The sequence below is a fragment of the Ruegeria sp. H4 genome (genome assembly GCF_056533065.1).
The window spans coordinates 148,532-174,926 of record NZ_JBQFOC010000004.1 but is presented as its reverse complement, the minus strand read 5'-3'; the positions used below and the strand labels follow the sequence as shown (position 1 = coordinate 174,926).

The following is a 26,395-nucleotide window of genomic DNA, read 5'->3' as shown; positions in this document are numbered from 1 at the left end:
CGTCAGAAAACCTCAGAACAGCCCGTTCAGACTACAATTGATCCCCAGGATCAATCGCTTAACGTCTTCACCTCGTCAGGCTCATAACCTGAAGGGTGAGGAGGGATAGGGATCGATCCATTCGATCGATCACCCGACGAACGCGCAAAGCGCCGGACCGCACGTTCAAAGCCCAGTGCATCAATTGCCAAATAGACAAAATATTTGACGAAATGACGATCCAAGCGCTGATTTCGTCAAGATAACCCCTGCGATATGACCACAATCTACGCCACTCTCAAAGCAAACCGATGAGAGGAGGCGAGCCATGTCGTGGAAGGTATGTATCGTTGGGGCAGGCAAGATTGGGCAGATGATTGCTGCGCTATTGAAAGATTCACCTAACTACAGTGCCAAAGTTGCAGAATATGATCTGAAGGCGTTGGCCGAGATTGCCAGGCAGGGCGTCGCGACGATGCAAGTCGACGCAACGAATATCGACGAATTGACCCGTGGGTTGCGTGGCTTTGATGCGGTGATCTCTGCCGCTCCGTTTTTTCTGACGCCGAACATTGCCCAAGCCGCGAGAAAGGCCGGGGCGCATTATTTTGATCTGACCGAAGATGTTGCCGCCACCCGGGCCGTGCGTACGCTGGCTGAAGGCAGCAAAACCGCTTTTATGCCGCAATGCGGGTTGGCGCCGGGTTTTGTTGGGATTGCCGGGGCTTCGCTGGCCGCGGAATTCGACGAAATCGATAGCTTGCACATGCGGGTCGGGGCCTTGCCGCTCTACCCGACCAACGGTTTGAAATACAATCTGACATGGTCCACGGACGGGCTGATCAACGAATATTGCAATCCCTGCGATGCCATCGTGAATGGCGAACGCGTCAAGACCGCGCCGCTGGAAGACTATGAGGTGCTGGGTCATGACGGCGTGGAATACGAATGCTTCAATACCTCCGGCGGTCTGGGGACATTGCCAGAAACGCTAGAGGGCAAGGCCCGCGCGGTATCGTATCGATCGATCCGCTATCCGGGTCATTGTGACATTCTGAAACTGCTGTTGCACGATCTGGGGCTGGACCGTCGCCGTGATCTACTGAAAGAAATCTTTGAATCCGCCCTGCCACGCACGGATCAGGATGTAGTACTGGTCTATTGCACCGCCAAAGGCTTGATCGACGGGGCGTTCCGCGAGAAATCCCTGATCAACAAAAGCTTTGCCCGTGAGTTCAATGGACAGGTTTGGAGCGCCATTCAGGTCACCACGGCCGCAGGTGTTCTGGGCGTCGTCGATCTGATGCGTACTGGCGTTCTGCCTTCGACCGGATTTGTCCGGCAAGAACAGGTGAAGCTGTCCGATTTCCTGAACACCGAATTTGGCCGGCTCTACCGGGCGGGCGATGTAACCCCACAGAACAAGGCGGCGTGAGATATGAAAGACGTTGTGATGACTGCAGAAACCACTCTGGCAAACCTCGACCTGACTGCTGCTGAGTTGACAGGCGGCACGCTGACCGTGCGATCCCCGATTGACGGGCGCGTTCTGGCCGAGGTGCACGAAACCCGGGCCTCCGAGATGGAGACCATCTTTGCCAATGCCAAAACCGCGTTCAAAGCGTGGCGCACCGTGCCAGCCCCGCGCCGGGGTGAGTTGATCCGCCTGTTGGGCGAAGAACTGCGCGCCGCCAAGGATGATTTGGGCGCTCTGGTCAGTTGGGAGGCGGGCAAGATCACCTCCGAGGGTTTGGGCGAAGTGCAGGAGATGATTGATATCTGCGACTTTGCCGTTGGCCTGTCGCGGCAGCTATATGGCCTGACGATTGCCTCGGAACGTCCCGGTCACCGGATGATGGAGACCTGGCATCCGGCTGGTCCCGTCGGGGTGATCTCGGCCTTCAACTTCCCGGTGGCCGTCTGGTCGTGGAATGCAGCGATTGCACTGGTTTGCGGCGATCCTGTGATCTGGAAACCGTCCGAGAAATCCCCGCTGACCGCGATGGCCTGTCAGAAGATATTCGAACGCGCGCTGGCCCAGTTCGGCGACGCGCCCGACAACCTGCTGCAAACCCTGATCGGTGGGGCCAACTTGGGTGAGGCGCTTGTCTCCAGCGAAGATGTGCCGGTGATCTCAGCGACTGGTTCGACCCGTATGGGCCGTGCTGTTGCGCCCATCGTCGCGGCGCGGTTTGGCAAGTGCATTCTGGAACTTGGCGGCAATAATGCGATGATCGTAGGCCCCTCGGCTGATCTGGAGATGGCGGTGCGGGCGATTGTGTTCTCGGCGGTTGGAACCGCGGGGCAGAGATGCACAACGCTACGCCGGTTGATCGTGCATAACTCGATCAAAGATGAACTGATAGCGCGTCTCAAGAAGGCCTATGCGGGTTTGCCCATCGGTGATCCGCTGGCTGAAGGCACTTTGGTCGGTCCCTTGGTGGACGAGGCTTCTGGCGCTGCGATGACCGCCGCGCTCCAGGCGGCCGAGGCCGAGGGCGGTACGGTCTTTGGCGGGCAACGTGTCACCGAAGGCGTGCCAAGTGGCGTCTATATGGAACCCGCCATTGTCGAGATGCCGGGTCAGACGGTGACGGTAAAGACCGAGACCTTTGCGCCAATCCTTTATGTCATGGGATATGAAGCGTTCGATGAGGCGTTGGAGTTGCAGAATGATGTCCCGCAGGGCCTGTCTTCCTGCGTGTTTACCCTGAACATGCGCGAGGCAGAGCAGTTCCTGACCGCAGCCGGATCGGATTGCGGCATCGCCAACGTCAATATCGGGCCATCCGGGGCCGAGATTGGCGGTGCGTTCGGGGGCGAAAAGGAAACCGGCGGTGGGCGCGAAAGCGGGTCAGACGCCTGGAAAGCCTACATGCGCCGCCAGACCAATACCGTGAACTATTCGGCGGAGCTGCCGCTGGCGCAGGGTGTGAAATTCGACATCTGACAGATCGCTCCGGCGGCGCAGCGGTTTCGCCGGAGCTTAGTCCGAGAACAGATAGTCCAGCTGCATAATGGATTGCGCCTTGTCGGACCCGACGCCAAGGAACTGCGCAATCGCGGCTTCGTTCTCGGCCCGATCCGCGCTTTCGCGCAGGCGCAGATACCCATCCAGTCCGGCCTGACGGATTTGTTCGGATTCGTAGGCCAGATCATTCCGTATCGTCGGCAACAGGCGCGAGACCGTTTGGTCTGGGCTGTTCTGACCTGCCAGTCCCACACGCCTTGCGTGACCGATCAGATACTCGTCGGAATAGTCGCATTCGATCTCGAGCACATGTGTCCGGGCCGCATCGCTGCAGAAATCCTGAATGACGTCCAGATTGGCGGGATCCAGGCACAAAACCAGCTGATTTGATCCGAAATGTGCGAACAGCATTCGCACAACCGCACGCCGGTGGCGCGAGCGTTTGTTCAGCGTCGTTTCGATCCCACCCAGATCGGGCAGTGGTGTATCCTGTTCACTGAACAGATACTCGACACATGGTATATTCGTCTCAGACGCGATCTGATCGACCAGCCGTTTGGCCACGTGCCATTTCTTGCAGACAACAAGAAACAACTCTCGCTCTGGGCCCAAGGTATTCCCGGCTTCCCAGAACCGTTTTCCAAACCGGCGACCAACGCGCCCGCGCCCGGTCAGGAAGGCATAGAGATTGCGCCCCTCATCCGAGATCGGGAAGTCGACACCGGTGCTAGCATAAAGCGCACCCAGCCGTTCCTTAAGTTCATGCGCTTCGGGGCTGATCTTGCGGGCGAACAGATAGTTCTGGCCCAACAGCATGTCGAAGTGATCATTGTAGAACGTCACCGGCATCCCATAATCGGAAAACATCAGGAAGGTTGGCGTGCGGTTTTCAATCTCACCCTTCGGGATAAGATGGCGAACAAGGGTCTGAAAGAACGTCTCATCCGGGATCCAGGTTGTTGAAAAGAAGCGGATCACATCGCGGCGTTTTTTAAGAAACTCCAGGATCATCTCAACCGTGCGGCGGCGCAGGCACCACCATTGGCTGCCGATCATGATCTGCAGGTCTTCGGGGATGTCGCGCGTCAGCTTGAATCGTTTTTGCAGCTCGAAGGCGGCATAAAAGCGTTTGGATTGGGTACGCTCATTGAAATAGTGACGGTAGATCAGACGGTCCTCTTTCATCCCGGTCTTGATCCAATTGCTGGCGAAGAAATCGTGGCTTTCAATGAAGTCCATGTCGCGCTCATCGAGAAAGCGATGCGTATACTCCGCCGTTTTGATCGCCATGCAATCGCCCGACAGCATATAAAAATGCGTGGCGCGCGGGAAGGCGTCAACGGCGGCCTGCAACGCGTTCAGGGTCGCCTGAACCAAAGACCATTCGCCCCAGCCGCATTTGATCCGTTTGGTGGCGAAGGTAACATTGGGATTGTCTTTCAGCGCGCTTCGAATGATTTCGTAGTCTGTGTGTAGCGCCCGCGCATCGAAATGGATCGCCATACAGTCGCCAGCGGCGGTTAACTGCTCGGCCTGCGCAATGATGGCCTCAGGGTCTTTGTGACACAGCAGGATATAGGCAATCTTTGCCATATGAGGTCGCAATTCCCGTTTTTGCCCGACTGCACCCGTGATACTGAGGATGAGCGATTGAATAAACAGAATATTTTTGGTTTTTTGATGTCGAAAGCTGGCATATCAAGCTGAGAGCAAGCCAGCAAAGGAGGCGCGCCAATGGGGTTTCCCGGCACCTGGATGACCGAGAGCGAAAGCATGGTTTACCGTGTAGTGCCGAAATGTGCGTGCTCGACCATTGGTCAGATCATGTATTACTCGGATCATGGCCAGTTTTTTGATGGCGATATCCATGACGCCAAGGATGGCATGCACAAATGGGCTTTTGATCAAAGCCAGGGCATGATCGCGACCAATGTGCGCAACCACGGGTCCTATTCTTTTACCTGCGTGCGCAATCCCTATACCCGCATCCTTAGTTCGTTCTTTGACAAGATCTGCGGCATTCAGCGTAACGGCAAGCGCTATCGGGGCAATCTGGTACCGACGCTGATCTACAATTACGGAATCGAAGTTGGTGGCGATGACGGCAAGGGCGAGTTCGACCAGATTGCCAGCTTCCGCCGATTCCTGCTGTTTGCGCGCGACACGATCCGCTGGCGTCGCCCGATGGACCCGGACATTCACTGGTCAGCCATGTCGGGGCACGTTTCGACCTTCATTGTGAATGGCGGTCAGTATGACCGGATTTTCTGGACCGAGGCATTCAATGACGGGATGCAGGGTGTACTGGAGAACGTCGAAACCGCCCATCCGGTGACATTGTCCGAGATTCCGCGGTTCAACGAATCCGAAGGGCATGGGCCAAAACGCGCCCATCCGGTCGAGGACTATTTCGATGATCTGTCGATGCATCTGGTCTATGAAATCTACAAACAGGATTTCGAGCTGTTCAAATACGATTTCGAGAACCCTGGTAACAAAATGCCTGTGGGTGAGATCGATCTGGACGAGGTACACGCCAAACTGGGCGATTGAGGGGCAATGGGTGCCGCCGTGCAGAGATTCTTCTGCTTAGAAAATAATTTGCACATTAGCGTCTGCTTTGAGCCCAGAGTGACAGTCAGTTTCTGATCCCATCCGCCATCGTAGCATAAGAATTTTCTAGGCCATCGACCGTAGGGTACGGACGCATCGGCTCGTCAGGCGTATTGATTCCAGAAGCAAGGACGATGGTGTTAATGAAGTCAAATATACCACAGACTTCGACAACTTCGTAAAGTGCGCCTTCTCGCCATCCCGCCTGCCGGGCCAATTCAAACGCCAATACAATCTCATCGCTGTCTCTGCCGCGCAGGCATCGAGCATAGTTCAAAAGCGGTTGGATGCGCCTGCTAGTGTTTTCTATCGGACCTGAGAATACTTCGGAGAATACAGTATGATAGAACACGCAGTATTGGGTCATGTTTAGCTTTGAAACGAATGCCGCAATTGCTTCCCGTTCTCCTCGCGAAAGCTCGCCGTCAGCACACATGATGTCATCAAGCAAGCGGATTAGAAGCTCAGAGTTCCGTGGGAATAGCTTGAGCACATCAGAGAGGCCACTTTTTGCAGACAAGCCATCAAAAATTGCCATGTAATGATAACCCCGCTCAAAATTTCACCACGGCGAAACGCGATCCGCCATTGAATCAAAACACACTAGCACCGGACACTATCAATATCAGCTTTGTCCGCGCAAAAGAACAAAAACGGCCCACCGGATAGGTAGACCGTTTTTGTTGAGCGGTGTCTAACTCAAACCTGACGCACGGCCCCTTTGGCGGCGCTGGTGGTCAGTTTGGCATAGGCCTTCAGCGCGGTAGAGACCTTGCGCTTGCGTGGTTCTGCCGGTTCCCAGCCCTTTTCGTCCTGCTCTGCACGACGCTGGGCCAGTTCCTCATCCGACACAGCCAGATGGATTGAGCGGTTGGGGATGTCGATCTCGATCGTGTCACCCTGACGGACCAGACCGATCACGCCGCCTTCGGCCGCCTCGGGTGAGACATGGCCGATGGACAGGCCCGAGGTGCCGCCCGAGAAGCGACCATCGGTCAGCAAAGCACAGGCTTTGCCCAGACCTTTGGATTTCAGATACGAGGTCGGATACAGCATCTCCTGCATCCCCGGCCCGCCACGCGGACCTTCGTAGCGGATGACGACCACGTCGCCTTCTTTCACCTTGCCGGTCAGGATGTCGCTGACCGCCTGATCCTGGCTTTCGCAGACATAGGCCGAGCCGGTGAAGGTCAGGCTGCTGGCATCCACGCCCGCCGTTTTAACGATACAGCCATCCAGCGCGATATTACCGAACAGAACCGCAAGGCCTCCGTCCTGAGAAAACGCATGTTCCTTGGACCGGATCACACCGCCTTCGCGGTCGGTGTCCAGTTCCTTGTACCGGTTCGACTGGCTGAACGCCTGCGTGGTGCGTACACCGCCCGGGGCTGCCTTGAACAGGTCCTGCGCCGCCGGGTTGTTGGCAACCTTGATGTCCCAATTGGCAATTGCTTCGCCCATGGTCGGCGTGTGAACAGTGCTGCAGTGGTTGTGGAACAACCCAGCGCGGCTGAGTTCACCGAGGATCGAGAAGATGCCACCGGCGCGGTGGACGTCCTCCATATGCACATTCTCGGTGTTCGGTGCGACTTTGCACAGGCACGGCACCTTACGGCTTAACCGGTCCATGTCGGACATGGTGAAATCGACGCCGCCTTCGTGGGCGATTGCCAGCAGATGCAGGACCGTGTTGGTCGATCCACCCATGGCGATATCCAGGCTCATGGCGTTCTCGAAGGCATCAAACGTTGCGATCTCGCGTGGCAGGAAGCCTTTTTCGTCCAGATCGTAGTGCCGCTTGGTGATCTCGACGATCCGGCGACCTGCTTCAAGGAACAGCTGTTTGCGGTCCGCATGAGTGGCGAGGGTGGAGCCATTGCCTGGCAGTGCCAAACCCAGTGCCTCGGCCAGACAATTCATTGAGTTCGCCGTGAACATGCCCGAGCACGAGCCGCAAGTGGGGCAGGCGTTTTCCTCGATATGCTGAACCTGCTCGTCGGTGAACCGGTCGTCAGCGGCGGCGACCATGGCATCTACAAGGTCGATCTTCTTGGCATCCAGATCAGCGATGTCGATTTTACCAGCCTCCATCGGCCCGCCCGAGACAAAGATCGCTGGAACGTTCAGACGCATCGCAGCCATCAACATGCCTGGCGTGATCTTGTCACAGTTCGAGATACAGACCATCGCATCGGCGCAATGGGCGTTGACCATGTATTCCACCGAATCCGCGATTACTTCGCGCGAGGGTAAGGAATAGAGCATCCCGTCGTGGCCCATGGCGATGCCGTCATCCACCGCGATGGTGTTGAATTCCTTGGCAACACCGCCAGCCTTTTCAACCTCTCGCGCGACCATCTGGCCCAAATCCTTCAGGTGGACGTGACCCGGCACGAATTGAGTGAAGGAGTTGACAATGGCGATGATCGGCTTGCCGAAATCATCGTCCTGCATACCGGTGGCACGCCACAGGCCGCGGGCACCGGCCATGTTGCGGCCGTGGGTAGAGGTTCTGGATCGGTACATTGGCATGATGCTGTTTCCCTTTTGCCCCGGTTGCGATATGCGGGGAATGTGCGTTATAGCGCACGTATCATATGTGCGCTATAACGCACAAGAGGATTCGAAAGACAACGGCATGGCTCCGGACGAAATAACACTGAAACTAAGGGATGTGCGGGCCGCTTCGGGGTTGAGCCTGTCGAAAGTTGCCGAAATCACCGGTGTCAGCAAAGCGATGCTAGGTCAGATCGAACGCGGCGAATCAAGCCCGACGATCGCCACGCTCTGGAAGATTGCCAAAGGATTTCAGCTGCCGCTCAGCGCGTTGATCGACACCGTGAATGGTGATCCGTCGGTTTTTCAAACCGTTACCTTTCCCGGCAGTATCGAGGTCAAGATCGTTTTCCCCTTTGATCCGGCCTTGGGGGCAGAGACATTTCACGTCAACCTCGACCCGAACCAAAGCCATGAGTCCCCTGCCCATGCCGCTGGTGTGACCGAGGAGGTCTTTGTGCTCAGCGGCACGCTGGACATTCTGAAAGGTGAGGCTTGGGTGTCTTTGCAAACGGGGCAGGGACTTCGATTTGCAGCGGATGTCCCGCACGGATATCGCGCAGGTGCTGAAGGGGCGGCGTTTTTGAACATGCATCACTATGCGCAACAGCCGGATGTTCAGGAAAACGGCAAGGTTCATTGATGAGTGAGTTTTTCAACAGTCTGACCATCGTGGACGCCATCGGTTCCTTCGGGGCTCTGATCGTGGTTGCCGCCTATTTCGCGACGCAGATGCGGTATATGAATTCCGAAGATCTGGCGTTTCCCGTGGTGAACCTGCTGGGGTCTGTTTTGATCGTCTATTCGTTGCTTCAGAACTTCAATCTGGCGTCGATGCTGATTGAAGGCTTTTGGATCATCATAAGCGTGATCGGAATTGTTCAGCATTTCAGGTTGCACCGCGCTGGGTAGCGCGGCGCAATAGGGTTATACAGCGTTGTGGAGGCGGGGCGTAAACAGCCCAATCCGGCCCAGACCTCGCATGGATTTTGCTGCGGCCAACACGGCTAGATCGGCCAGCGGTTCGATCAGAATAACCAGCATGTAGGCAGCGCCGAAACTGGCGACCGCTGTAAAGTTCTCGGCCCCAAATCCTTGGCCATAAAAGGCCCAGAACGCCACCCAGATGACGACACCGCCCTGATAGGCCGTCGATAGCGCAAGTGCCTGAGAATACTTCAGATCAATATAGGCTGTATTCGGCGCAATGATGCGGTTGGCCAAGGCCTGCAAGGCAAACAACGGTACCAGCAACGTTGTCATGTTCATTCCGAACTGTGGCAGGTCGAAAGGCGCCAGAAAAAACCCCTGGATAAACAAGCCCGCGATCAGGCCGATAGCGGCAGGGGCCGCACCGAACAACAAAAACAGGGTCGATCCCAGAATAAAATGAACCTCCGACACCCCGACCGGGAAGTGCGGCAACACCTCAAAGAAGGTGAAAACCAGCCCGGTGGTCAGGGCTGAGCGAATGGCCAGGCTGGCAAGGCCGCTGCTTTTCAGGCTGTCCCATGCCAGTTTAGCGGTATAGAGCCCTACGCCAGTTGCGGTGGCGTAGCTCAAGACAAGTTTGGCGCCATTTACGACGCCCGGTTCGATATGCATAGTTTAGTCTCCTTCCCGTCACACCCGACGGCAGAAAGGTTTAAGAATTGGGCTTTCGCCCGGTTTGCACATGGCAGGTCTCCTGACTTGCGGATTGGCTTCGATCCCGGCCTTCCCAACCGATTGCCTCGGTCAGTGGCCATGATGGGGCGAAACTCCGCCTACAGTTGCGGGGGCAGTTCCGGAATTGACAGGTACTGTCGCACCGGATTCCCTTTTCATTCCTCAGGGGGAATTCCCCTTTGGAAACCATGTCCGGCAGGTGTCTGGCGCGGGGTGCCGCCTGTCAAGCAGGCAAACGTGTATGTTTGGAAAAAATTGTCAGCGCGCCGGGGGGTGCAGGCCTTGGCATGGCTTGCACGTTTGGCCGCTCGGATATAGGGAAACTCAGACTCGCTTAGGGGAGGCTTTGATGCAAGACGATCCGAAAACCCTGGTATCTACCGACTGGCTGGCTGCGCATATCAAGGACCCGGATCTGCGGATTCTGGACGGGTCGTGGTATCTGCCCGCGCAGAATCGCGATGCCAAGGCGGAATATGATGCGGGCCACATCCCCGGCGCGCGCTTCTTCGATATTGATGACATTTCGGACCACCGCTCGGACTTGCCGCATATGGCGCCGCCGGTCGAGAAGTTCATGTCACGCCTGCGGGCGATCGGCGTGGGCGATGGTCATCAGGTGGTCGTCTATGACGGGGCCGGGCTGATGTCGGCCGCGCGGGTCTGGTGGCTGTTCCGTCTGATGGGGCAAGAGAATATCGCCGTTCTGGACGGGGGTTTGCCGAAATGGCAGGCCGAAGGGCGAGAGGTCGAAGATCTGCCCCCTGTGATCCGGGATCGCCATATGACCGTCCGGGTACAGAACCATCTGGTACGCGACGTAACACAGGTGTCCGCCGCCGCCAAACTGGCTGATCATGAGATCATCGATGCCCGTGCCGCCGCCCGCTTTGCCGGAACCGAGGCTGAACCGCGCGAAGGGCTGCGATCGGGCCACATACCAGGCTCGCGCAACGTGCCCTTTGGCAGCCTGCTAAATAGTGACGGCACGATGAAGTCGCCCGATGCGTGCCGCGCCGTGTTTGAGGCCGCAGGCGTGGATCTGAATAAACCGGCGATCACCTCGTGCGGTTCAGGCGTGACCGCTGCAATCCTAAGCCTTGCGCTTGAACGCATGGGCAAAAAAGACCACGCGCTTTATGACGGCTCCTGGGCTGAATGGGGTGCCTTCCCAACCCTGCCCGTCGCAACCGGAGAAATCTGATGTTCGAGAACCTCAAACCGCAGCCCGCCGACAAAATCCTGGCGCTGATGCAGATGTACCGCGAAGACCCGCGTGATCAGAAGATCGACCTGGGTGTCGGCGTCTACAAGAATGCCGAAGGTGTTACCCCGGTAATGCGTGCGGTCAAAGCCGCCGAAAAGCGCATTCTGGAGGAGCAGGAGAGCAAAGCCTATACCGGTCTGGCAGGTGATCCGGCCTATGCCGATGCGATGATCGGGCTGATCCTTGGCGATACGGTGCCGCGTACCAAAATTGCCGCCGTTGCGACACCGGGCGGGACGGGTGCCTGCCGTCAAGCGTTCGAGATGATCCGCATGGCCAATCCTGAGGCGCGCGTGTTTGTATCGAACCCGACATGGCCAAACCACCTGTCGATCCTGAGCTACTTGGGTATCGAGGCGGTTCCGTATCGCTATTTTGACGGCGAAACCCGCGGCGTTGATTTCGACGGTATGATCGAGGACCTGAAAACTGCCAAGGCGGGCGACGTGGTTCTGCTGCATGGTTGCTGCCATAACCCGACCGGCGCAAACTTGAACCCCGTGCAGTGGCAAGAGGTGGTGAACCTGATCAACGAGCTTGGGCTGGTTGCCATGATCGACATCGCCTATCAGGGTTTCGGCGACGGTCTTGAGGAAGACGCGCAGGCAACCCGTCTGGTGGCATCGTCGGTCAAGCGCTGCCTGATCGCGGCGTCTTGTTCGAAGAACTTCGGCGTCTATCGTGAGCGGACCGGCCTGCTGATGGCGATCAGCGATGATGCGGCGCAGACGGCATTGAACCAGTCGACGCTGGCCTTCCTGAACCGCCAGAACTACTCGTTTCCGCCGGACCATGGCGCACGGGTCGTGACCACCATCCTGAACGACGACGCCTTGCGCGCAGATTGGGCCGCTGAGCTGGAGGAGGTGCGCCTTTCGATGCTGGGGCTGCGTCAGCAACTGGCCGGCGAGTTGCAGAGGCTGACCGGATCAGACCGGTTCGGCTTTGTCGCCCAGCACCGCGGCATGTTCTCACGCCTCGGCGCGGCCCCCGAACTGGTCGAGCAACTGCGCAACGATCACGGCATATATATGGTGGGGGACAGCCGGTTGAATATTGCAGGTCTAAACGCGACGACCGTTCCGATCTTGGCACAGGCGATTGTCGACGTCGGGGTTTAATACTCGCACTTATTGGCAAAGGCCGCGTCATTCGCGCGGCCTTTTTCGTTTCAATTGCAAATTCCGTTGATCCGGGCGTCAGGACAAAGCCATGTCCAACGCGGCTTGGCAGTGAATATGTGTGGTGTCGAACACCGGGTAGGGCACGTTTTCAGTGTTCAGTAACATGCCCACTTCAGTGCAGCCGAGAATGAGGCAATCCGCACCCGCGTCGTGTAACCGCTGCGCAATTCCGACAAAGTCCGAGCGGCTTTGTTCCTTGACGATGTCCTTGCATAGTTCTTCATAGATTATGCGATGTGTTGTCTGTTGGTCTTCAAGGGTCGGCAGAACGGGGGCCAATCCAGCCGCGCGCAGGCGATCCGTGTAAAACGTCTGCTGCATGGTGAAAGCTGTTGCCATCAAACCGGGCGATTGGAGCCCGACATCTTGAATGGCGTGTGCCGTTGCATCGGCAATATGCAGCAACGGAATCGAAACGCCCGCCATCATTTGCTGGGCCAGTTTGTGCATCGTGTTGGTCGCGAGAATGATGAAATCAGCCCCGCCGCGTTCCAAAGCCAATGCCTCTTGGTTCAGAATGTGCCCGGCAGAGTCCCAATCCCCCTGGACCTGCAGGGTTTCGATTTCCGCAAAATCCAGTGAGCGGATGAGCAACTGGGGTGAGTGCAGACCCCCAAGACGATCTCGGGTCAAGTCGCATAGGATACGGTAGTAAATCCGCGTCGAAGCCGCAGACATGCCACCGAGAATGCCGATTGTTTTCACGATATGCTCCGAAACCTGCGCCGCTTGATCCTATCTGAAGTGCCGCCATCGGATGATCTCGTCAAGAAATCATAGTGTACCCAGAACAAAAAAAACCGGGCGCGAACGCCCGGTTTTGCAGTGTCTGTCCCAGGTCTTAGCCTTTAGAGAATTCCGGATAAGCTTCCATACCCAGTTCTGCCATGTCGAGGCCGTTGATCTCGTCCTCTTCGCTGACACGGATGCCCATTACCGCTTTCAGGATGGACCACACGATCAGAGCGCCGACGAAAGTGAACACACCGTATGCGACGATACCGGTCAGCTGGGTAATCAGGCTGGCCTCGCCGTAGAAGATCACGGCGATGGTGCCCCAGATGCCTGCGAACAGGTGAACAGGGATGGCACCAACAACGTCGTCGATCTTGAACTTGTCCAGCATCGGAACCGCGAAGACCACGATGATACCGCCAACTGCACCGATCCATAGCGAGCCAAACAGGGTCGGAGCCAGAGGTTCAGCGGTGATCGAGACCAGACCGGCCAGCGCGCCGTTCAGCACCATGGTCAGGTCAGGCTTCTTATACAGAACCTGGGTCAGGATCAGGGCAGCAACTGCACCAGATGCGGCAGCCATGTTGGTGTTGGCAAAGATGCGCGACACGTCGGTTACGTCACCCACGGTGCCCATGGCCAGCTGTGAGCCGCCGTTGAAGCCGAACCAACCCAGCCACAGGATGAAGGTACCCAAGGTGGCCAGCGCCAGATTCGAACCGGGCATCGGGTGAACCTTGCCGTCTTTATACTTGCCGATACGCGGGCCAAGGATCAGACAGCCAGCCAGAGCTGCCCAGCCACCGACAGAGTGCACAACTGTAGAACCAGCGAAATCCGAGAAGCCAGCTTCGGACAGCCAGCCGCCGCCCCACTGCCAGGAGCCAGAGATCGGGTACATGATACCGGTCAGCACGACCACGAAGATCAAGAACGGCCACAGCTTGATCCGTTCGGCCACGGCGCCGGACACGATCGAGGCGGTTGCAGCCACAAAGACCAGCTGGAAGAAGAAGTCCGAACCGATTGAGGCATAGTCCAAAGCAGCCTCGGCCGGGTCAACACCAACTGGATCAAGCACGGTTGGGCCGCCAATGGCAAAGAAACCATTGAAGTCGCCGGGATACATTGTGTTGAAGCCAATCAACCAGTACATGATCGCGGCAATGGAAAACAGTGCCACGTTTTTGGTCATCTGCATGGCGACGTTCTTGGAACGCACCAAACCGCCTTCCAGCATGGCAAAGCCTGCCGCCATGAAGAAGACCAGGAAGCCCGCCATCAGGAACAGCAGGGTGGTAAAGATATACTGGGTGTGCAGCGCGGCTTCGCCGGTAGCGGCCTCTTGCGCCAGACCCATCTGCGGCAGCACGACAAGCGCGGCGGCAGGGATGAGAGATTTCATCAGGTTCATTGTCAGTCCTCGAATTTATGTGAGTGTCGGCGCTCAGAGCGCCTCTTCGTTTGTTTCCCCGGTCCGCACGCGCATGGCCTGCTCGACATCAAGGACGAAAATCTTGCCGTCACCGATCTTGCCGGTCTTGGCGGTGTTGGTGATGGTCTCAACAATCTGGTCGGCCATCGTGGCTGGGACCACGATTTCCAGTTTGATCTTGGGTACGAAGTTCACGGCGTATTCTGCGCCGCGATAGATTTCTGTGTGACCGGATTGTGAGCCGAAGCCCTTGATTTCGGTCACCATCATGCCGCGCACACCAGCCTGGGTCAGTGCCTCGCGCACCTCCTCGAGCTTGAACGGCTTGATTGTCGCAATGATGAGTTTCACGTCAGTCCCCTCTGCTTCTCCGGTCACACCGGCTTGTTTGCACCTGCAGAAAAAGAGCCTGAGGAGGGGCGTTTAGGAACGATTCCCCGTCGTTAAATGGTTCGAAAATGACGCAAAGTTGCACAATTTTTGCACAAAACTTGCCGAACGACTAAAAATTAGGCGAATATGAGAGGGGAAATTCCGGAAAATCGGACCTCTACATAGCTATGTCGCCGGGGTATGGTGTGCCAAAAGAATAACCGGGCAGAGTTTGAGCATGACTGAGTCCAAGCGCCGCAAGCCAAGATTGGTCGCGGATAAACGATACCCGTCGAAGGGGCGCAAACCTTCGACGACCAAGAGGACTGCGAAACCGGCGGGCAAGAAATCCACCGCCCGAAAGACGACCACGCGCAAGACGGCTCGAAAGAAGACGCGCAAGCGTTCGGGTGGCAATGGCGGGGGGTTTTTCCGCCGTCTGTTCCGTTGGATCTGGCGACTGATCTGGGGTGTCACATGGCGCGTGGGTGCCGTTATCGCGATGCTGATCGCTTTGGCCGTTGGCGTTGTCTATACCTCGTTGCCCGATGCGGACGCCCTGCTGGATGGGCGCGCGCGCGGATCGGTGACCTTGCTGGATCGGGATGGCAAGGTTTTTGCCTGGCGCGGAGACCAGTTTGGCGGGGTGATCACAGCAGATACGGTTTCACCCCATCTAAAAAACGCTGTGATTGCGACCGAGGACAAGCGGTTCTATCGCCATTTCGGCGTCAGCCCGCGTGGGGTTGCCAGTGCGGTGCGTATCAACCTGAGCGAAGGGCGCGGGCCACTGTCGGGCCATGGAGGCTCGACCATCACCCAACAGACAGCCAAGCTGCTGTGTCTGGGTGTGCCTTATGATCCGACTGAGTGGGAGTCCGAGGCCGCATATGAAGCGGATTGCCGCCAGGGTTCGCTCTGGCGCAAGGGCAAAGAGGCGATCTATGCGCTGGCGATGGAGGTCAAATACTCCAAAGACGAAATCCTGACGATCTATCTGAACCGTGCGTTTCTAGGGGCTGGTGCACGTGGGTTCGAAGCTGCCAGCCAGCGGTACTTCGGCAAATCAGCAGCCGAGGTTTCTCCTGCCGAAGCGGCTATGTTGGCCGGTCTTCTGGTCGCACCCACGCGCTATGCCCCCACCAACAGCCTGCAACGATCACAAGATCGCGCCCGGCTTGTGGTTGGTCTAATGGAGGATCAAGGGTATCTCTCAGGCGCACAGGCCAGCGAAGCGCGTGCGCGCCCGGCAGAACTGTCTGCCGCTGCCGCTGCGCGGGCGGGCGGCTACTTCGCCGATTGGGTGATGGCCAGCGGGCCGGAGTTTTTCACCCGCAACACCACCGAAGATGTGGTGATCCGCACCACGCTGGATCAGCGCATCCAGAAATCTGCCGAAGAGGCGCTGCAATACATCTTTCAGGAAAAGGTGCGCGAAGGGTCCAAGGCGCAGGCGGCGATTGTCGTGATGTCAGCGGATGGGGCGGTGCGCGCCATGGTCGGCGGACGTAAAACCCGGGTCTCGGGCGCGTTTAACCGGGCCACTCAGGCACTGCGCCAGACCGGGTCCTCATTCAAGCCCTTTGTTTATGCCACAGCGCTGGAGCTGGGCTATTCACCTTATGCCACCGTGATGGACGAGCCCTATTGCGTCAGCATTCCGGGATCGGGTGAATGGTGCCCAAAGAACTACACGAATAGGTTCTATGGTCGTGTCACGCTGGCGGATGCGTTGAAGAATTCTCTGAACATTCCGGCTGTGAAAGTGGCCGAGGTTGCAGGGCTGGACAATGTGCGGACCGTCGCCAGCGGTTTCGGGATTGCCAGCGATCTGGCGCAGGGACCAGCGCTGGCGCTGGGCGCGTCTGAAAGCACGCTGATCGAGATGACCGGCGCCTATGCAGGCATCCTGAACGGCGGATCATCGGTTGAGCCCTATGGCCTGACCGAGTTGAAGCTGCTGGGCGAGACCGAACCTGTTATGGTGACAACCACCGGCATCGGCGAGCGTGTGATCAATGACAGCGCCGCGAAACAGCTGACCTGGATGATGGAACGTGTTGTGTCCGAAGGCACTGGCGGGCGGGCTAAGCTGCCGGGCTGGCAGGTTGCAGGTAAAACCGGCACTACGCAGGCCGCGCGGGATGCGTGGTTCATCGGATTTACGGCAGACTATGTGGCCGGTGTGTGGATGGGCTATGATGACAACACGCCCTTGTCCGGTGTCACTGGCGGTGGCTTGCCTGCCGAGATTTGGAAAGAGACGATGGTGCGGGTGACCGAAGGGATGACGCCAACACCCTTGCCGATGATCGTGCCGGAACCGCCCGTTCAAGTGGCACAGCCGCAGCCGCGTCGCAGGCAGGGTGGTTTTGCCGAAGACATCAACAATCTGCTCAAGGGGATTTTTGGCGGTAACTAAAAAAGGCGGTGCGCTGGGCACCGCCTTTTGAATTTCAGCTGTGGCAGGACTTAGACGCTTGCGTCCAGTGCCGCCAGAATGGCATCGCCCATTTCCGAGGTTGAAACCGGCTGAACACCTTCATCCGCCAACAGATCACCGGTGCGCACGCCATCGGCCAGAACCTTTTCGATCGCAGCTTCCAGGCGGCCAGCCTCGGCGCCTTGATCAAAGCTGTAGCGCAGCGCCATGGCAAAGCTGAGGATACAGGCGATCGGGTTGGCTTTGCCCTCGCCGGCGATGTCGGGGGCCGAACCATGCACCGGCTCGTACATCGCCTTGGGGCGCCCATTGGCCATCGGTGCACCCAAGCTGGCCGAGGGCAGCATGCCCAAGCTACCGGTCAGCATCGCGGCGCAATCCGACAGGATGTCGCCAAACAGGTTGTCGGTCAGGATCACGTCGAACTGTTTGGGCGCGCGGACCAGCTGCATGGCGCCGTTGTCGGCATACATATGTGACAGCACGACTTCGGGGTAATCGGCGCTCACGCGCTCGACCACTTCGCGCCACAGAATTCCCGACTCCATCACATTGGCCTTTTCCATCGAGCACAGCTTCTTGTTCCGGCGCATCGCGAGTTCAAAGGCCGAACGCGCGGCGCGCTCGATTTCGGATTCGGTATAGCGCTGAGTGTTGATACCCACGCGCTCGTTGCCTTCCTCGAAAATGCCGCGCGGCTCGCCAAAGTAGACGCCCGAGGTCAGCTCGCGCACGATCATGATGTCCAGACCTGCGACGATGTCTTTCTTCAGCGATGAGAAATCAGCCAGCGCGTCAAAGCACTGCGCCGGACGCAGATTGGAATACAGGTCCATTTCCTTGCGCAGGCGTAGCAGACCACGCTCGGGCTTAAGGCTGAAATCCAGATCGTCGTATTTAGGACCGCCGACAGCGCCCAGTAGAACCGCGTCGACCTCTTGCGCTTTGGCCATGGTCTCGTCTGACAATGGCTTGCCATGGGCGTCATAGGCCGCACCGCCGACCAGATCCTCGCTCACGTCGAATTCCAGGCCGCGATTGGTGCCGAACCAGTCGATGATGCGGCGTACTTCGGCCATGACTTCGGGGCCAATTCCGTCTCCGGGCAGGATGAGGAGCGAGGGGTTGGACATGAAGGATCTCCTTGCGTTTGACAGCAAAGGCCCTAGCGCCTGCGCCGCATAGGGTCAATGAGACGAGCGGGCTTAAACGCAGGTTCTATGCGGGAAATCGAGTTTCTTGGCCTTACGCGCTGGAAACCGGTCAGAGAGAGGCCTTCAACCCCTCGGTCAGTAAGTCCCAGACACGGCGGATTCGCGGCGTTTGTCGCATCGCCTGTGGCGCAGCCAGCCAGACAGGAAGCACCGGAATATCAACATCCAGCGGAAGAACTTCGACCAGCGGGTCAGCCTCGGCCACCTGAACCTGGCTGAAGCCAATACCACATCCGGCGCGGATCAGCTCCCAATAGGCGCTTTGCAGATCACAGCGAGTGGCAAAGCTTCCTTTGCTGGCGGGCCAACCCTTTTGGCGCATTTTGGTGATGATCTGCTCATTGGCATCGAAGCCAACCAGATCATGATCGAACAGATCCTCGGGTTTTTCTGGCCGCCCTGCACGGTCCAGATACGAGGTGGCGGCACAGAAACACAAAGGAACATCCCCGAGATACCGCGAGACGATATCCATCTGCTCGGGCCGGTACATGCGCACGGCGATGTCGGCCTCGCGATACAACAGGTTTTCAGTCGCATCCGTGGCGACCAGTTCCAGCTGAATGGCAGGTTCTTGGGCGCGGATTTGCGCCAGAATAGGAGGCAGCAAGTGATGTGAGGCAAACACTGATGCTGTGATGCGGACCGAACCTTCCAGCTGTTGCGACTGCCCGGCTGCCGTCAGGCTAAAGGTGCTCATAGCTGAGTGCATTTGCTGCGCCATTGGCAGCAACTGCGTGCCTACCTCGCTCAGCTTAAGCCCGCGCGCATGGCGGTCGAACAGGGATACGCCCAGCTCATCCTCAAGTGCGTGGATCTGGCGCCCCAGCGTCGGCTGGCTGCGGTCCAGGCGTCGGGCGGCGGCAGATAAAGATCCGGTTTCGGCCACGGCCAGAAAGCTCTGGATCAGAGACCAGTCGGAATGGGTGATAGATCTGTCCATTCAAAAATGAATACACGTTCTGCGGTTTTCGGCAATTCCATTAAGTATTTGTATGGCTAGATTGATCCGGAAAGGAGCGTGTCATGCAGCAATCTGTGCTTATTCTGGGGGCCAATGGCCGATTTGGCCGCAACGCTAGCCTAGCGTTTCATGAGGCAGGTTGGTCTGTTCGCACATTCAATCGCAAAGCGGACAGGCTGGAACAGGCCGCGCAAGGGGTTGACGTGATCGTCAACGCCTGGAACCCGCCTTATACGGATTGGGCGCGATTGGTGCCTGACTTGCATCGTCAGGTGATCGATGTGGCGGCGCAGGCAGGGGCAACCGTGATCGTACCCGGCAATGTCTATGTCTTCGGTGCAGAGACCCCGGGCCCCTGGTACGGAGGCAGCCCGCATCGCGCGCAAAACCCGCTGGGCCAGATCAGGATCGAGATGGAGGAGGCCTACCGCAGCTCATCCGTCCGGACGATCATTCTGCGCGCTGGCGATTTCATTGACACTTGCGCTTCGGGCAATTGGTTCGATCAGATCATGATCAAAGGTTTGTCCAAGGGTCGTCTGACGTATCCCGGCAACCCAGACATCCCGCATGCTTGGGCCTATCTGCCTGATTTGACTCTCACCGCAGTGATGCTGGCCGAGATGCGGCATGAACTGCCTCGGTTCTGCGATGTTCCTTTTCCCGGTTACACGCTGACGGGCACCGAGATAGCGCAATCGCTGTCCCGCGTTACCGGGCAGGAGGTTGCGATTGCCAAGATGGAGTGGTGGCCCATACAACTTGTACGCCCGTTTTGGCGAATGGCCCCGCACCTGCTTGAGATGCGATACTTGTGGGACCTTCCACATCAGCTGGATGGCACATTCCTGTCAGAACTGATCGAGGATGCACCGCATACCGATTTGGATCAGGCGATGCGGTCGGCCATCGCGCACAAGAACAGGATCGGGTCTTTGAGTACCGCGAAGTCTCATCGGGCCGTAACGTCCACCCAAACCAGCCGATGACGGCTGGCTTGCTCGGCGCTGTCTCTTTGCTCATCGTCGGGATGCGGCCAGAATATGCCCGCATCCACAACCTGCAGATCGGCGGATGGTAATACATAGTCTACACGAAGCGCGCCAACCGCTTTCCAATGCACGGTTGCGATCTCGCCCAAAGGAGACTTGGGTTGCGGGTCCTGTAGGCGTTGATCGGAGAGCAACGCGGCGATGGTCTCGGTCCGGCCATCACTGTGTTGCGGGTCGAGATTGGCGTCACCCGCGATGACAAAGGGGGCGCTAGGTGCGGGGCCAAGACCACCGTCCAACAGCACAGACCAGAATCGGATTTCATCCCGGTTGCGCAACCCATTGCGATCTTCGGCGCCGTCAAACACTGGGGGCGTTGCATGGAAGGTCATCAGGTCCAGCCGACCCAGAGGTGTGTTGATCGGTACGATCCAGTGACCGGTTGATGACAAGCGTTGCGCGTCATGCGCTTGCCTTGACGGATAGGGTTTGCCGTCAGATACCGGCAGCTCTGCCCCGGGCAATTGCTGCCAAAGCAGCGTTCCGAACGTCTGCGCTTCGGCGCTAAGAATTTCAAACTGCGATAGCACTGCCATCCCGCCATGGCCGGTGAATAGCCCCCAACCCTGCGCGTCTCCGGGGCCGTGTGTTTTGCCGTCCCCGTCCAGATCAAGGTCCGTTTCCAGCCCGGAATTTGGCTGAGCTGTGAAGAGATAGGGATAGTCCAACCCGGCCTCGCGCAACGCGCCGGCCAGCGCGGTCAGCGCAAGGGCGTCCATGTCCCAATCGATGCCCTGAAGCGCGACGATATCTGGGCGCGCGGATGTCAGCACATCGACAACGGCCTGAACCTGCGGGTCACCCCTCCGGATGTCGCGCAGCAGAAGTCCAGGGCCCTTGCGGCTGAGCTCGGTATTGTAGGTTGCAATACGCACCACGTCTGCTTGCGCCACGACGGGCAGCAAGAGCAGGACCAAGGCGCGGATCATGCGGCCTGAGCGGTCTCGGATGTTGAATAGGCGCGGCGCTTTTCGACGATCAGCCCGGCAATGCGCATGGTCGCCATGCCTCGCATGATCATGCTGGCGGGCAGGAAGGCCCAGGCGCTCATAGTCCAGATCAGGGTCTGCGGATTGCTCAGCGAGATCGGATTGGCGAAGTTGGTCAGCAGCTTGATCACAGCAGGGATCAGGAAAGGTAGTAGAATGCCGATACAGATATTCAGACGGCCATCGCGCTGAAGGCGATTGACCACGTCTCCGCCTTTGGTGGGGTCAAACAGTGGCAGGTTGGTCCAGACATTGAATGCCCCATTCCCGGTTGGCCAGCCCCTCAGTTTCACCGCATAGGCAAAGCTGGCAATCGTCACCAGCGCCGCAACGTAGGCGATGCTGGCGGTTATGCGCACCAGCTCTACCAGCGGCGCGCTGGCATCAGCCGGCAGCATCAGCACGATCAGGCGCACCGGCGAATACGGGAAATCGACCACATTTGCGACTGCCAGACCCACAGAATACGAGAATGTGGTCAGCTGTGTCGGAGCGTAGCCATTCTTACAGATCAACGTCAGGAACGTGACCATCGAGAACAGTCCAACAAACCGCAACCGATTCACCGGTGGGGCGTCGCGAAATTCGATAAAGCTTGGAAAGGCAGAGTTATATTCGGCAAATGTCAGAATAAACGCGAGTATCGCGAGAAAGACCACTATTTCGGTCCCGTTCGTCGATGTTACTGGCAGGTACAACGCGGGGGTCAGCACCATAAGCGCGACCAATATTCCACGTATCGCCGCCCCTGATGTGCGCGCAATCACTATCCGAACCCTTTTTCAAACTGGACCAGCCGGTCTTTGCCAACTTGGTTCCAACTTGTGCCCGCCCGTTTGTTAAAGTGACGGATGCCTCGTTTCCGACACCTTGGACGATAAGCGGCATTCCGCTCAAGCCAGGGTGCAGATAACACGTGATTTCGGGCAAAAAGATGGCGCAACTGGTGCGGGATTGCATCATTTTCGACGCAAATCCGACGTGTATCTCAATTTGATACCTAGATGTTGTGGTTTTGCGATTTTCAACCCCTAAAATGCGAATGAGGTCGCGACTGCGACCCCATAGGGTTGAGTGCCCACAGAATCATCCACAGAATCATACCCAGGGGCGGGCCTGACTCGCGTGATCCTCGAACTTGTCGATGTGGTGGTCTTTTTCCATTGTCAGGCCGATGTCGTCCAGACCATTCAACAAGCAGTGCTTGCGGTGGGGATCAATGTCAAACTCGATCACCACTCCGTCCGATGTGGTGATCTGCTGATCTTCCAGATGCACGGTCATACGGGCATTTTCGCCCTTGTGCGCATCGTCCATCAGAACTGCATGATGCTTTTCTTCAACCACGATGGGCAGGATGCCGTTCTTGAAGCAGTTGTTGAAGAAGATGTCGGCAAAGCTGGTCGAGATCACAACCTTGATCCCGAAATCCTTGATCGCCCAGGGCGCATGTTCCCGCGACGAGCCACAGCCGAAATTGTCACCAGCCACCAGAATCTCGGTGTTGCGATAAGCGGGTTTGTTCAGAACAAACTCTTCGTTCTCGCCGCCATGATCATGATAGCGCATCTCATCAAACAGAACGACGCCAAGACCCGACCGTTTAATGGTTTTCAGGTGCACTTTAGGGATGATCATATCGGTGTCGATATTGATCAGCGGCATTGGGGCGGCCACCCCGTGGACTTTTTCAAACTTTTCCATGTTCTACACTCCTGCGAGAGAGGGCCGCGCCCATATCCCGCGTTTAAGCTTCTTTCGCTTCTGTTGTTTCGTCCTTGGGTGCGTTCTTGACGAAGAACGCCATGAAGACCAATCCGAACCCGTTGAACAGCATCTCGATGCCCAGGAAGATCCCCAGAATGCTCAGCAGCGCCTGCGGTTCCTGCCCCACATAGCTCCAGATGATACCGGCCAGCACGATCGACAAGATGCCCGAGATCAGCGTTGGCCAGAAGAACTGCGTTCCGCGCATCTGGAAGGACAGGATGATCCGCGCGATGCCACCTGCCATGAACAGGATCAGCATCACGGTCGCCAAGGTCAGCGTGCCTTGTAGCGGGTGATCCAGGAAGGACCAGCCAAGGAATAGCATGACCGCACCCATGATGAGCGACAGGATCTTGTTACCGGCGCCCTCGACGGTGAACGCGCCGACAACCTGCAGCGCGCCCGAGACCAGCAACAGCACGCCGGTCACCACCGTCACGGCAATCGACGCCACAACCGGCGCGCCCAGCACAAAGATACCGAACGCGGTGGACAGCAGTCCCAGCAACAGCCATTTGACCCAATCACTCATCTGTGAATTCCCTCAAAAGTTGATTTATGAGGGCAGCTTACATCAACTCTCGAACGTCTGTAAGACGTCCTGTGATGGCAGCTGCGGCGGCCATGGCCGGGCTCAGCAAGTGGGTCCGCCCTCCGCGGCCCTGACGACCTTCGAAATTGCGGTTCGAGGTCGCGGCACAACGCTCGCCCGGTTGCAACTGGTCAGGGTTCATCGCCAAACACATTGAGCATCCGGCCAAACGCCATTCGAAACCAGCGTCCTTGAATATCTCGGCCAGACCTTCTTCTTCGGCCTGAGCGCGAACAAGGCCCGACCCCGGCACGACCATGGCCCGCATGCCGTCTTTGATCTTTTTGCCTTTCAGGATCTCGGCTGCAGCGCGCAGGTCTTCGATCCGGCCATTGGTGCAGGACCCAATAAAGACGGTGTCGATTTCCACATCGCTGAGTTTCTGACCGGCTTCCAGACCCATATACTCGATAGACCGGCGGGCCGCGTCGACCTTGCCGCCTTCGAAATCCTCGGGGTGAGGGACCGATGCGGTGATCGGCAGAACGTCCTCGGGGCTGGTGCCCCATGTGACGACAGGCGCGATGTCTTCGCCCCGCAGGGTGATGACCTTGTCGAAATGCGCGCCTTCATCGGTGTAGAGCGTTTTCCACCAGTCCATCGCGGCTTCCCACTGGGCCCCTTTGGGCGCATGCGGGCGGCCTTTGACATATTCGAACGTGGTCTCATCCGGCGCAATCAGGCCAGCGCGGGCGCCGCCTTCGATGGCCATGTTGCAGACGGTCATACGGCCTTCCATCGACAGATCGCGGATCGCTTCGCCGCAATATTCGATGACATAGCCGGTGCCGCCAGCAGTGCCGGTCTCACCGATTACCGCCAGAGTGATGTCCTTCGCGGTCACGCCCGGCTGAAGTTTGCCGGTGATTTCCACCTTCATGTTCTTGGATTTCTTTTGGATCAGGGTCTGGGTGGCCAGAACGTGTTCGACCTCAGACGTCCCGATGCCGTGGGCCAGTGCACCAAACGCGCCATGGGTGGCGGTGTGGCTGTCGCCGCAAACAACGGTCATGCCGGGCAGGGTCCAGCCCTGTTCCGGGCCGACGATGTGAACGATACCCTGACGCACGTCATTCACTGGGTAGTAGTGAATACCAAAATCCTTGGCGTTCTTATCCAGCGCTTCAACCTGAATGCGCGATTCCGGGTTCTCAATTCCGTTCACACGATCCGGCGTGGTGGGCACATTATGGTCGGGCACGGCAATTGTCTTTTCCGGTGCGCGTACCTGACGTCCCGCCATACGCAGGCCCTCGAACGCCTGTGGGCTGGTGACTTCGTGCACCAGATGGCGGTCGATATAAAGCAGGCAGGTGCCATCATCGGCTTCATGCGCGACATGGGCATCCCAGATCTTGTCATAGAGTGTTTTGGGGGACATCTGTCCTCTCCCCGTATGTAATGAGAAATAGCTGGCGAGGTGGCTTAGGCCGCGGGTAGGCGGGCCAGAACCGTGCGGGCAGCCCCATAGAACCTCTCGCGCAGGCGCGCGCGATCTTCTAGATTTTGTTCTTGGGCCACATTGAGTCTCATGGGCACCAGATACTATCCGCTTGAGATTGGTTCAAGGGAAATGGACGGGTCGTCTATCATGGCTTCCAGCAAGTCGCCCGGTTGGCAGTCTAAGACCTGGCACAACTTGGCAAGTGTTTCGAACCGCACACCTTTGACTTTGCCGGATTTCAAAAGACTCAAATTCTGCTCTGTGATGCCGATCGCCAATGCAAGGTCACGCCCCTTGATCTTGCGTTTGGCCATCATGACATCAAGCCGCACGATTATCTGCATCAAACGAATTCCCGATTCTCGCGATCGATCGATATGGCTTCTGCAAAGATCCATCCAATCAGATAGACAAGCCCCGCGCATAGCAGCATGAGAAGGTCTGATGAGCCAAAACTCACCACTAGGCTACGATCTCCGCTGGCTTCTCCGATGCTTTCAGCAAGGCTGATCAATGTGTTGTCAAAGGATTGGAACACAGCGAGCGCCAGTATCGCCCGTCCCAAACGCTGCACGTTTTCCGTAGTCTCAGGCACGAGAACAGCGCCGCGTACGCAGTCTTTTAGGATTGAGCGCAGGATCCATAGCATTCGGATCAACAATGCCAACCCAATCGCTGCGATCACCGCCAAAGCAATGAAACGGACGAAATGCGCATCGGACCATGCCTTGGACAAAGAAGGAATTTCACCGCTGACGGCTGCGTAGATCGCCAAAGCCGGGATCACGAAGATCGCGCCATTGGTTAGTCGGTTAAGCCATTTCGCCATATGTGTAACGCGGTGTCGCATGAGCTTATCTCTTTCAAGCAATAATTTATTGTATAACAATAAAGAATGATTAGAAAGAATGAAATTTTAGGCTCTTATTGGTGCTATGCCCCTGCTTTTTTGGCCAACAAATTATGCATCGATGCACCAGATTCGATTTGAACAAAGATTGCATTCGGGCCTTCATTGAAATGTCACGGGGCGCTTGTTACTTTATGACTATCCCGGCGCCGGGGATTTGGCGGCGTATAGCAAAGGAGGACTATGTCCTGTCTCTACATACCCAGGCGGGTTTGCCTGCCGAAGACGGGGCCG

The 26,395-nt window shown here is 57.5% G+C and carries 26 protein-coding genes and 1 riboswitch; of the genes, 9 read left to right on the top strand and 17 right to left on the bottom strand.

Annotation, left to right across the window (positions count from 1 at the left end; translation table 11 throughout):
* The first annotated feature begins 307 nt into the window (after window positions 1-307).
* The gene (locus ACR0KG_RS19030; RefSeq protein WP_480551379.1) at window positions 308-1,414 is read left to right on the top strand and encodes a saccharopine dehydrogenase family protein; all 1,107 of its coding nucleotides are present in this window, start codon (window positions 308-310) and stop codon (window positions 1,412-1,414) included.
* 18 nt (window positions 1,415-1,432) lie between these two features.
* On the top strand, window positions 1,433-2,929 hold the full coding sequence (gene amaB, locus ACR0KG_RS19025) for an L-piperidine-6-carboxylate dehydrogenase (protein WP_480551553.1): 1,497 nt from the start codon (window positions 1,433-1,435) through the stop codon (window positions 2,927-2,929).
* Window positions 2,930-2,965: 36 nt separating this feature from the next.
* Here the strand turns inward: amaB and ACR0KG_RS19020 are convergent, their stop codons facing one another.
* Window positions 2,966-4,543 carry a DUF5928 domain-containing protein gene (locus tag ACR0KG_RS19020; protein WP_480828151.1) on the bottom strand — a complete coding sequence of 526 codons (1,578 nt, stop codon included), beginning with the start codon at window positions 4,541-4,543 and terminating at the stop codon, window positions 2,966-2,968.
* 141 nt (window positions 4,544-4,684) lie between these two features.
* On the opposite strand from ACR0KG_RS19020, the gene ACR0KG_RS19015 reads away from it, so the two are divergent.
* On the top strand, window positions 4,685-5,503 hold the full coding sequence (locus ACR0KG_RS19015; RefSeq protein WP_480828150.1) for a sulfotransferase family protein: 819 nt from the start codon (window positions 4,685-4,687) through the stop codon (window positions 5,501-5,503).
* A gap of 85 nt (window positions 5,504-5,588) precedes the next feature.
* On the opposite strand, the gene ACR0KG_RS19010 is transcribed toward ACR0KG_RS19015, so the two are convergent.
* Complete coding sequence (locus ACR0KG_RS19010; RefSeq protein WP_480551385.1) at window positions 5,589-6,101, bottom strand: carboxymuconolactone decarboxylase family protein; 513 nt, start codon at window positions 6,099-6,101, stop codon at window positions 5,589-5,591.
* A 161-nt stretch (window positions 6,102-6,262) separates the two neighbouring features.
* Window positions 6,263-8,095: a dihydroxy-acid dehydratase gene (ilvD, locus tag ACR0KG_RS19005; RefSeq protein ID WP_480828149.1), complete on the bottom strand. Its 1,833-nt coding sequence runs from the start codon at window positions 8,093-8,095 to the stop codon at window positions 6,263-6,265.
* Window positions 8,096-8,201: 106 nt separating this feature from the next.
* Here ilvD and ACR0KG_RS19000 point away from each other — a divergent pair, with 106 nt between their 5' ends.
* Both ACR0KG_RS19000 and ACR0KG_RS18995 read left to right on the top strand, forming a co-directional pair.
* The gene (locus ACR0KG_RS19000) at window positions 8,202-8,762 is read left to right on the top strand and encodes a helix-turn-helix domain-containing protein (RefSeq protein ID WP_480545249.1); all 561 of its coding nucleotides are present in this window, start codon (window positions 8,202-8,204) and stop codon (window positions 8,760-8,762) included.
* Window positions 8,762-9,031 carry a CBU_0592 family membrane protein gene (locus tag ACR0KG_RS18995; RefSeq protein ID WP_480828148.1) on the top strand — a complete coding sequence of 90 codons (270 nt, stop codon included), beginning with the start codon at window positions 8,762-8,764 and terminating at the stop codon, window positions 9,029-9,031. Before ACR0KG_RS19000 ends, ACR0KG_RS18995 begins: the two co-directional genes overlap by 1 nt.
* A gap of 15 nt (window positions 9,032-9,046) precedes the next feature.
* On the opposite strand, the gene ACR0KG_RS18990 is transcribed toward ACR0KG_RS18995, so the two are convergent.
* The gene (locus tag ACR0KG_RS18990) at window positions 9,047-9,724 is read right to left on the bottom strand and encodes an energy-coupling factor ABC transporter permease (RefSeq protein ID WP_480828147.1); all 678 of its coding nucleotides are present in this window, start codon (window positions 9,722-9,724) and stop codon (window positions 9,047-9,049) included.
* 55 nt (window positions 9,725-9,779) lie between these two features.
* Window positions 9,780-9,993, bottom strand: a riboswitch (cobalamin riboswitch).
* Between the two features lie 143 nt (window positions 9,994-10,136).
* Between ACR0KG_RS18990 and sseA the strand changes: the two genes are divergently transcribed.
* Both sseA and ACR0KG_RS18980 read left to right on the top strand, forming a co-directional pair.
* Window positions 10,137-10,991 (top strand): 3-mercaptopyruvate sulfurtransferase, encoded by an 855-nt coding sequence (sseA, locus tag ACR0KG_RS18985; RefSeq protein ID WP_480828146.1) that lies wholly within the window; start codon window positions 10,137-10,139, stop codon window positions 10,989-10,991.
* Window positions 10,991-12,175: an amino acid aminotransferase gene (locus ACR0KG_RS18980; protein ID WP_480828145.1), complete on the top strand. Its 1,185-nt coding sequence runs from the start codon at window positions 10,991-10,993 to the stop codon at window positions 12,173-12,175. Before sseA ends, ACR0KG_RS18980 begins: the two co-directional genes overlap by 1 nt.
* A 78-nt stretch (window positions 12,176-12,253) precedes the next feature.
* On the opposite strand, the gene ACR0KG_RS18975 is transcribed toward ACR0KG_RS18980, so the two are convergent.
* The 3 genes from ACR0KG_RS18975 to ACR0KG_RS18965 all read right to left on the bottom strand — a co-directional run bounded on the left by ACR0KG_RS18975 (window position 12,254) and on the right by ACR0KG_RS18965 (window position 14,762).
* Window positions 12,254-12,943, bottom strand: coding sequence for an aspartate/glutamate racemase family protein (locus ACR0KG_RS18975; RefSeq protein WP_480828144.1), 690 nt, complete (start codon window positions 12,941-12,943; stop codon window positions 12,254-12,256).
* 136 nt (window positions 12,944-13,079) lie between these two features.
* Window positions 13,080-14,390: an ammonium transporter gene (locus ACR0KG_RS18970; protein ID WP_480551399.1), complete on the bottom strand. Its 1,311-nt coding sequence runs from the start codon at window positions 14,388-14,390 to the stop codon at window positions 13,080-13,082.
* A gap of 33 nt (window positions 14,391-14,423) precedes the next feature.
* A complete protein-coding gene (locus ACR0KG_RS18965) occupies window positions 14,424-14,762 on the bottom strand; it encodes a P-II family nitrogen regulator (RefSeq protein ID WP_480500528.1) in 339 nt (112 codons plus the stop codon).
* 259 nt (window positions 14,763-15,021) lie between these two features.
* Here ACR0KG_RS18965 and ACR0KG_RS18960 point away from each other — a divergent pair, with 259 nt between their 5' ends.
* Window positions 15,022-17,205 carry a transglycosylase domain-containing protein gene (locus ACR0KG_RS18960; protein ID WP_480828143.1) on the top strand — a complete coding sequence of 728 codons (2,184 nt, stop codon included), beginning with the start codon at window positions 15,022-15,024 and terminating at the stop codon, window positions 17,203-17,205.
* Window positions 17,206-17,255: 50 nt separating this feature from the next.
* On the opposite strand, the gene leuB is transcribed toward ACR0KG_RS18960, so the two are convergent.
* The gene (gene leuB, locus ACR0KG_RS18955) at window positions 17,256-18,359 is read right to left on the bottom strand and encodes a 3-isopropylmalate dehydrogenase (protein WP_480828142.1); all 1,104 of its coding nucleotides are present in this window, start codon (window positions 18,357-18,359) and stop codon (window positions 17,256-17,258) included.
* Between the two features lie 130 nt (window positions 18,360-18,489).
* A complete protein-coding gene (locus ACR0KG_RS18950) occupies window positions 18,490-19,383 on the bottom strand; it encodes a LysR family transcriptional regulator (protein ID WP_170537257.1) in 894 nt (297 codons plus the stop codon).
* Between the two features lie 83 nt (window positions 19,384-19,466).
* On the opposite strand from ACR0KG_RS18950, the gene ACR0KG_RS18945 reads away from it, so the two are divergent.
* A complete protein-coding gene (locus ACR0KG_RS18945) occupies window positions 19,467-20,393 on the top strand; it encodes a Rossmann-fold NAD(P)-binding domain-containing protein (protein ID WP_480828141.1) in 927 nt (308 codons plus the stop codon).
* Here the strand turns inward: ACR0KG_RS18945 and ACR0KG_RS18940 are convergent.
* From ACR0KG_RS18940 to ACR0KG_RS18905, 8 genes are all read right to left on the bottom strand, one after another.
* A complete protein-coding gene (locus ACR0KG_RS18940) occupies window positions 20,357-21,385 on the bottom strand; it encodes an endonuclease/exonuclease/phosphatase family protein (RefSeq protein WP_480828140.1) in 1,029 nt (342 codons plus the stop codon). The genes ACR0KG_RS18945 and ACR0KG_RS18940 overlap by 37 nt on opposite strands.
* Window positions 21,382-22,212, bottom strand: coding sequence for a hypothetical protein (locus ACR0KG_RS18935; RefSeq protein ID WP_480545238.1), 831 nt, complete (start codon window positions 22,210-22,212; stop codon window positions 21,382-21,384). The genes ACR0KG_RS18940 and ACR0KG_RS18935 overlap by 4 nt, the downstream gene beginning before the upstream one ends.
* 331 nt (window positions 22,213-22,543) lie before the next feature.
* Window positions 22,544-23,149, bottom strand: coding sequence for a 3-isopropylmalate dehydratase small subunit (leuD, locus tag ACR0KG_RS18930; RefSeq protein ID WP_480551411.1), 606 nt, complete (start codon window positions 23,147-23,149; stop codon window positions 22,544-22,546).
* Between the two features lie 43 nt (window positions 23,150-23,192).
* Window positions 23,193-23,747 carry an HdeD family acid-resistance protein gene (locus tag ACR0KG_RS18925; RefSeq protein ID WP_480828139.1) on the bottom strand — a complete coding sequence of 185 codons (555 nt, stop codon included), beginning with the start codon at window positions 23,745-23,747 and terminating at the stop codon, window positions 23,193-23,195.
* 37 nt (window positions 23,748-23,784) lie between these two features.
* On the bottom strand, window positions 23,785-25,188 hold the full coding sequence (leuC, locus tag ACR0KG_RS18920; RefSeq protein WP_480545235.1) for a 3-isopropylmalate dehydratase large subunit: 1,404 nt from the start codon (window positions 25,186-25,188) through the stop codon (window positions 23,785-23,787).
* A gap of 44 nt (window positions 25,189-25,232) precedes the next feature.
* Window positions 25,233-25,328, bottom strand: a complete 96-nt coding sequence (locus ACR0KG_RS18915) for an isopropylmalate isomerase (RefSeq protein WP_480828138.1) — start codon at window positions 25,326-25,328, stop codon at window positions 25,233-25,235.
* A gap of 24 nt (window positions 25,329-25,352) precedes the next feature.
* A complete protein-coding gene (locus ACR0KG_RS18910; RefSeq protein ID WP_170537245.1) occupies window positions 25,353-25,595 on the bottom strand; it encodes a helix-turn-helix domain-containing protein in 243 nt (80 codons plus the stop codon).
* Complete coding sequence (locus tag ACR0KG_RS18905) at window positions 25,595-26,101, bottom strand: hypothetical protein (RefSeq protein WP_480828137.1); 507 nt, start codon at window positions 26,099-26,101, stop codon at window positions 25,595-25,597. The genes ACR0KG_RS18910 and ACR0KG_RS18905 overlap by 1 nt, the downstream gene beginning before the upstream one ends.
* Between the last annotated feature and the right edge of the window lie 294 nt (window positions 26,102-26,395).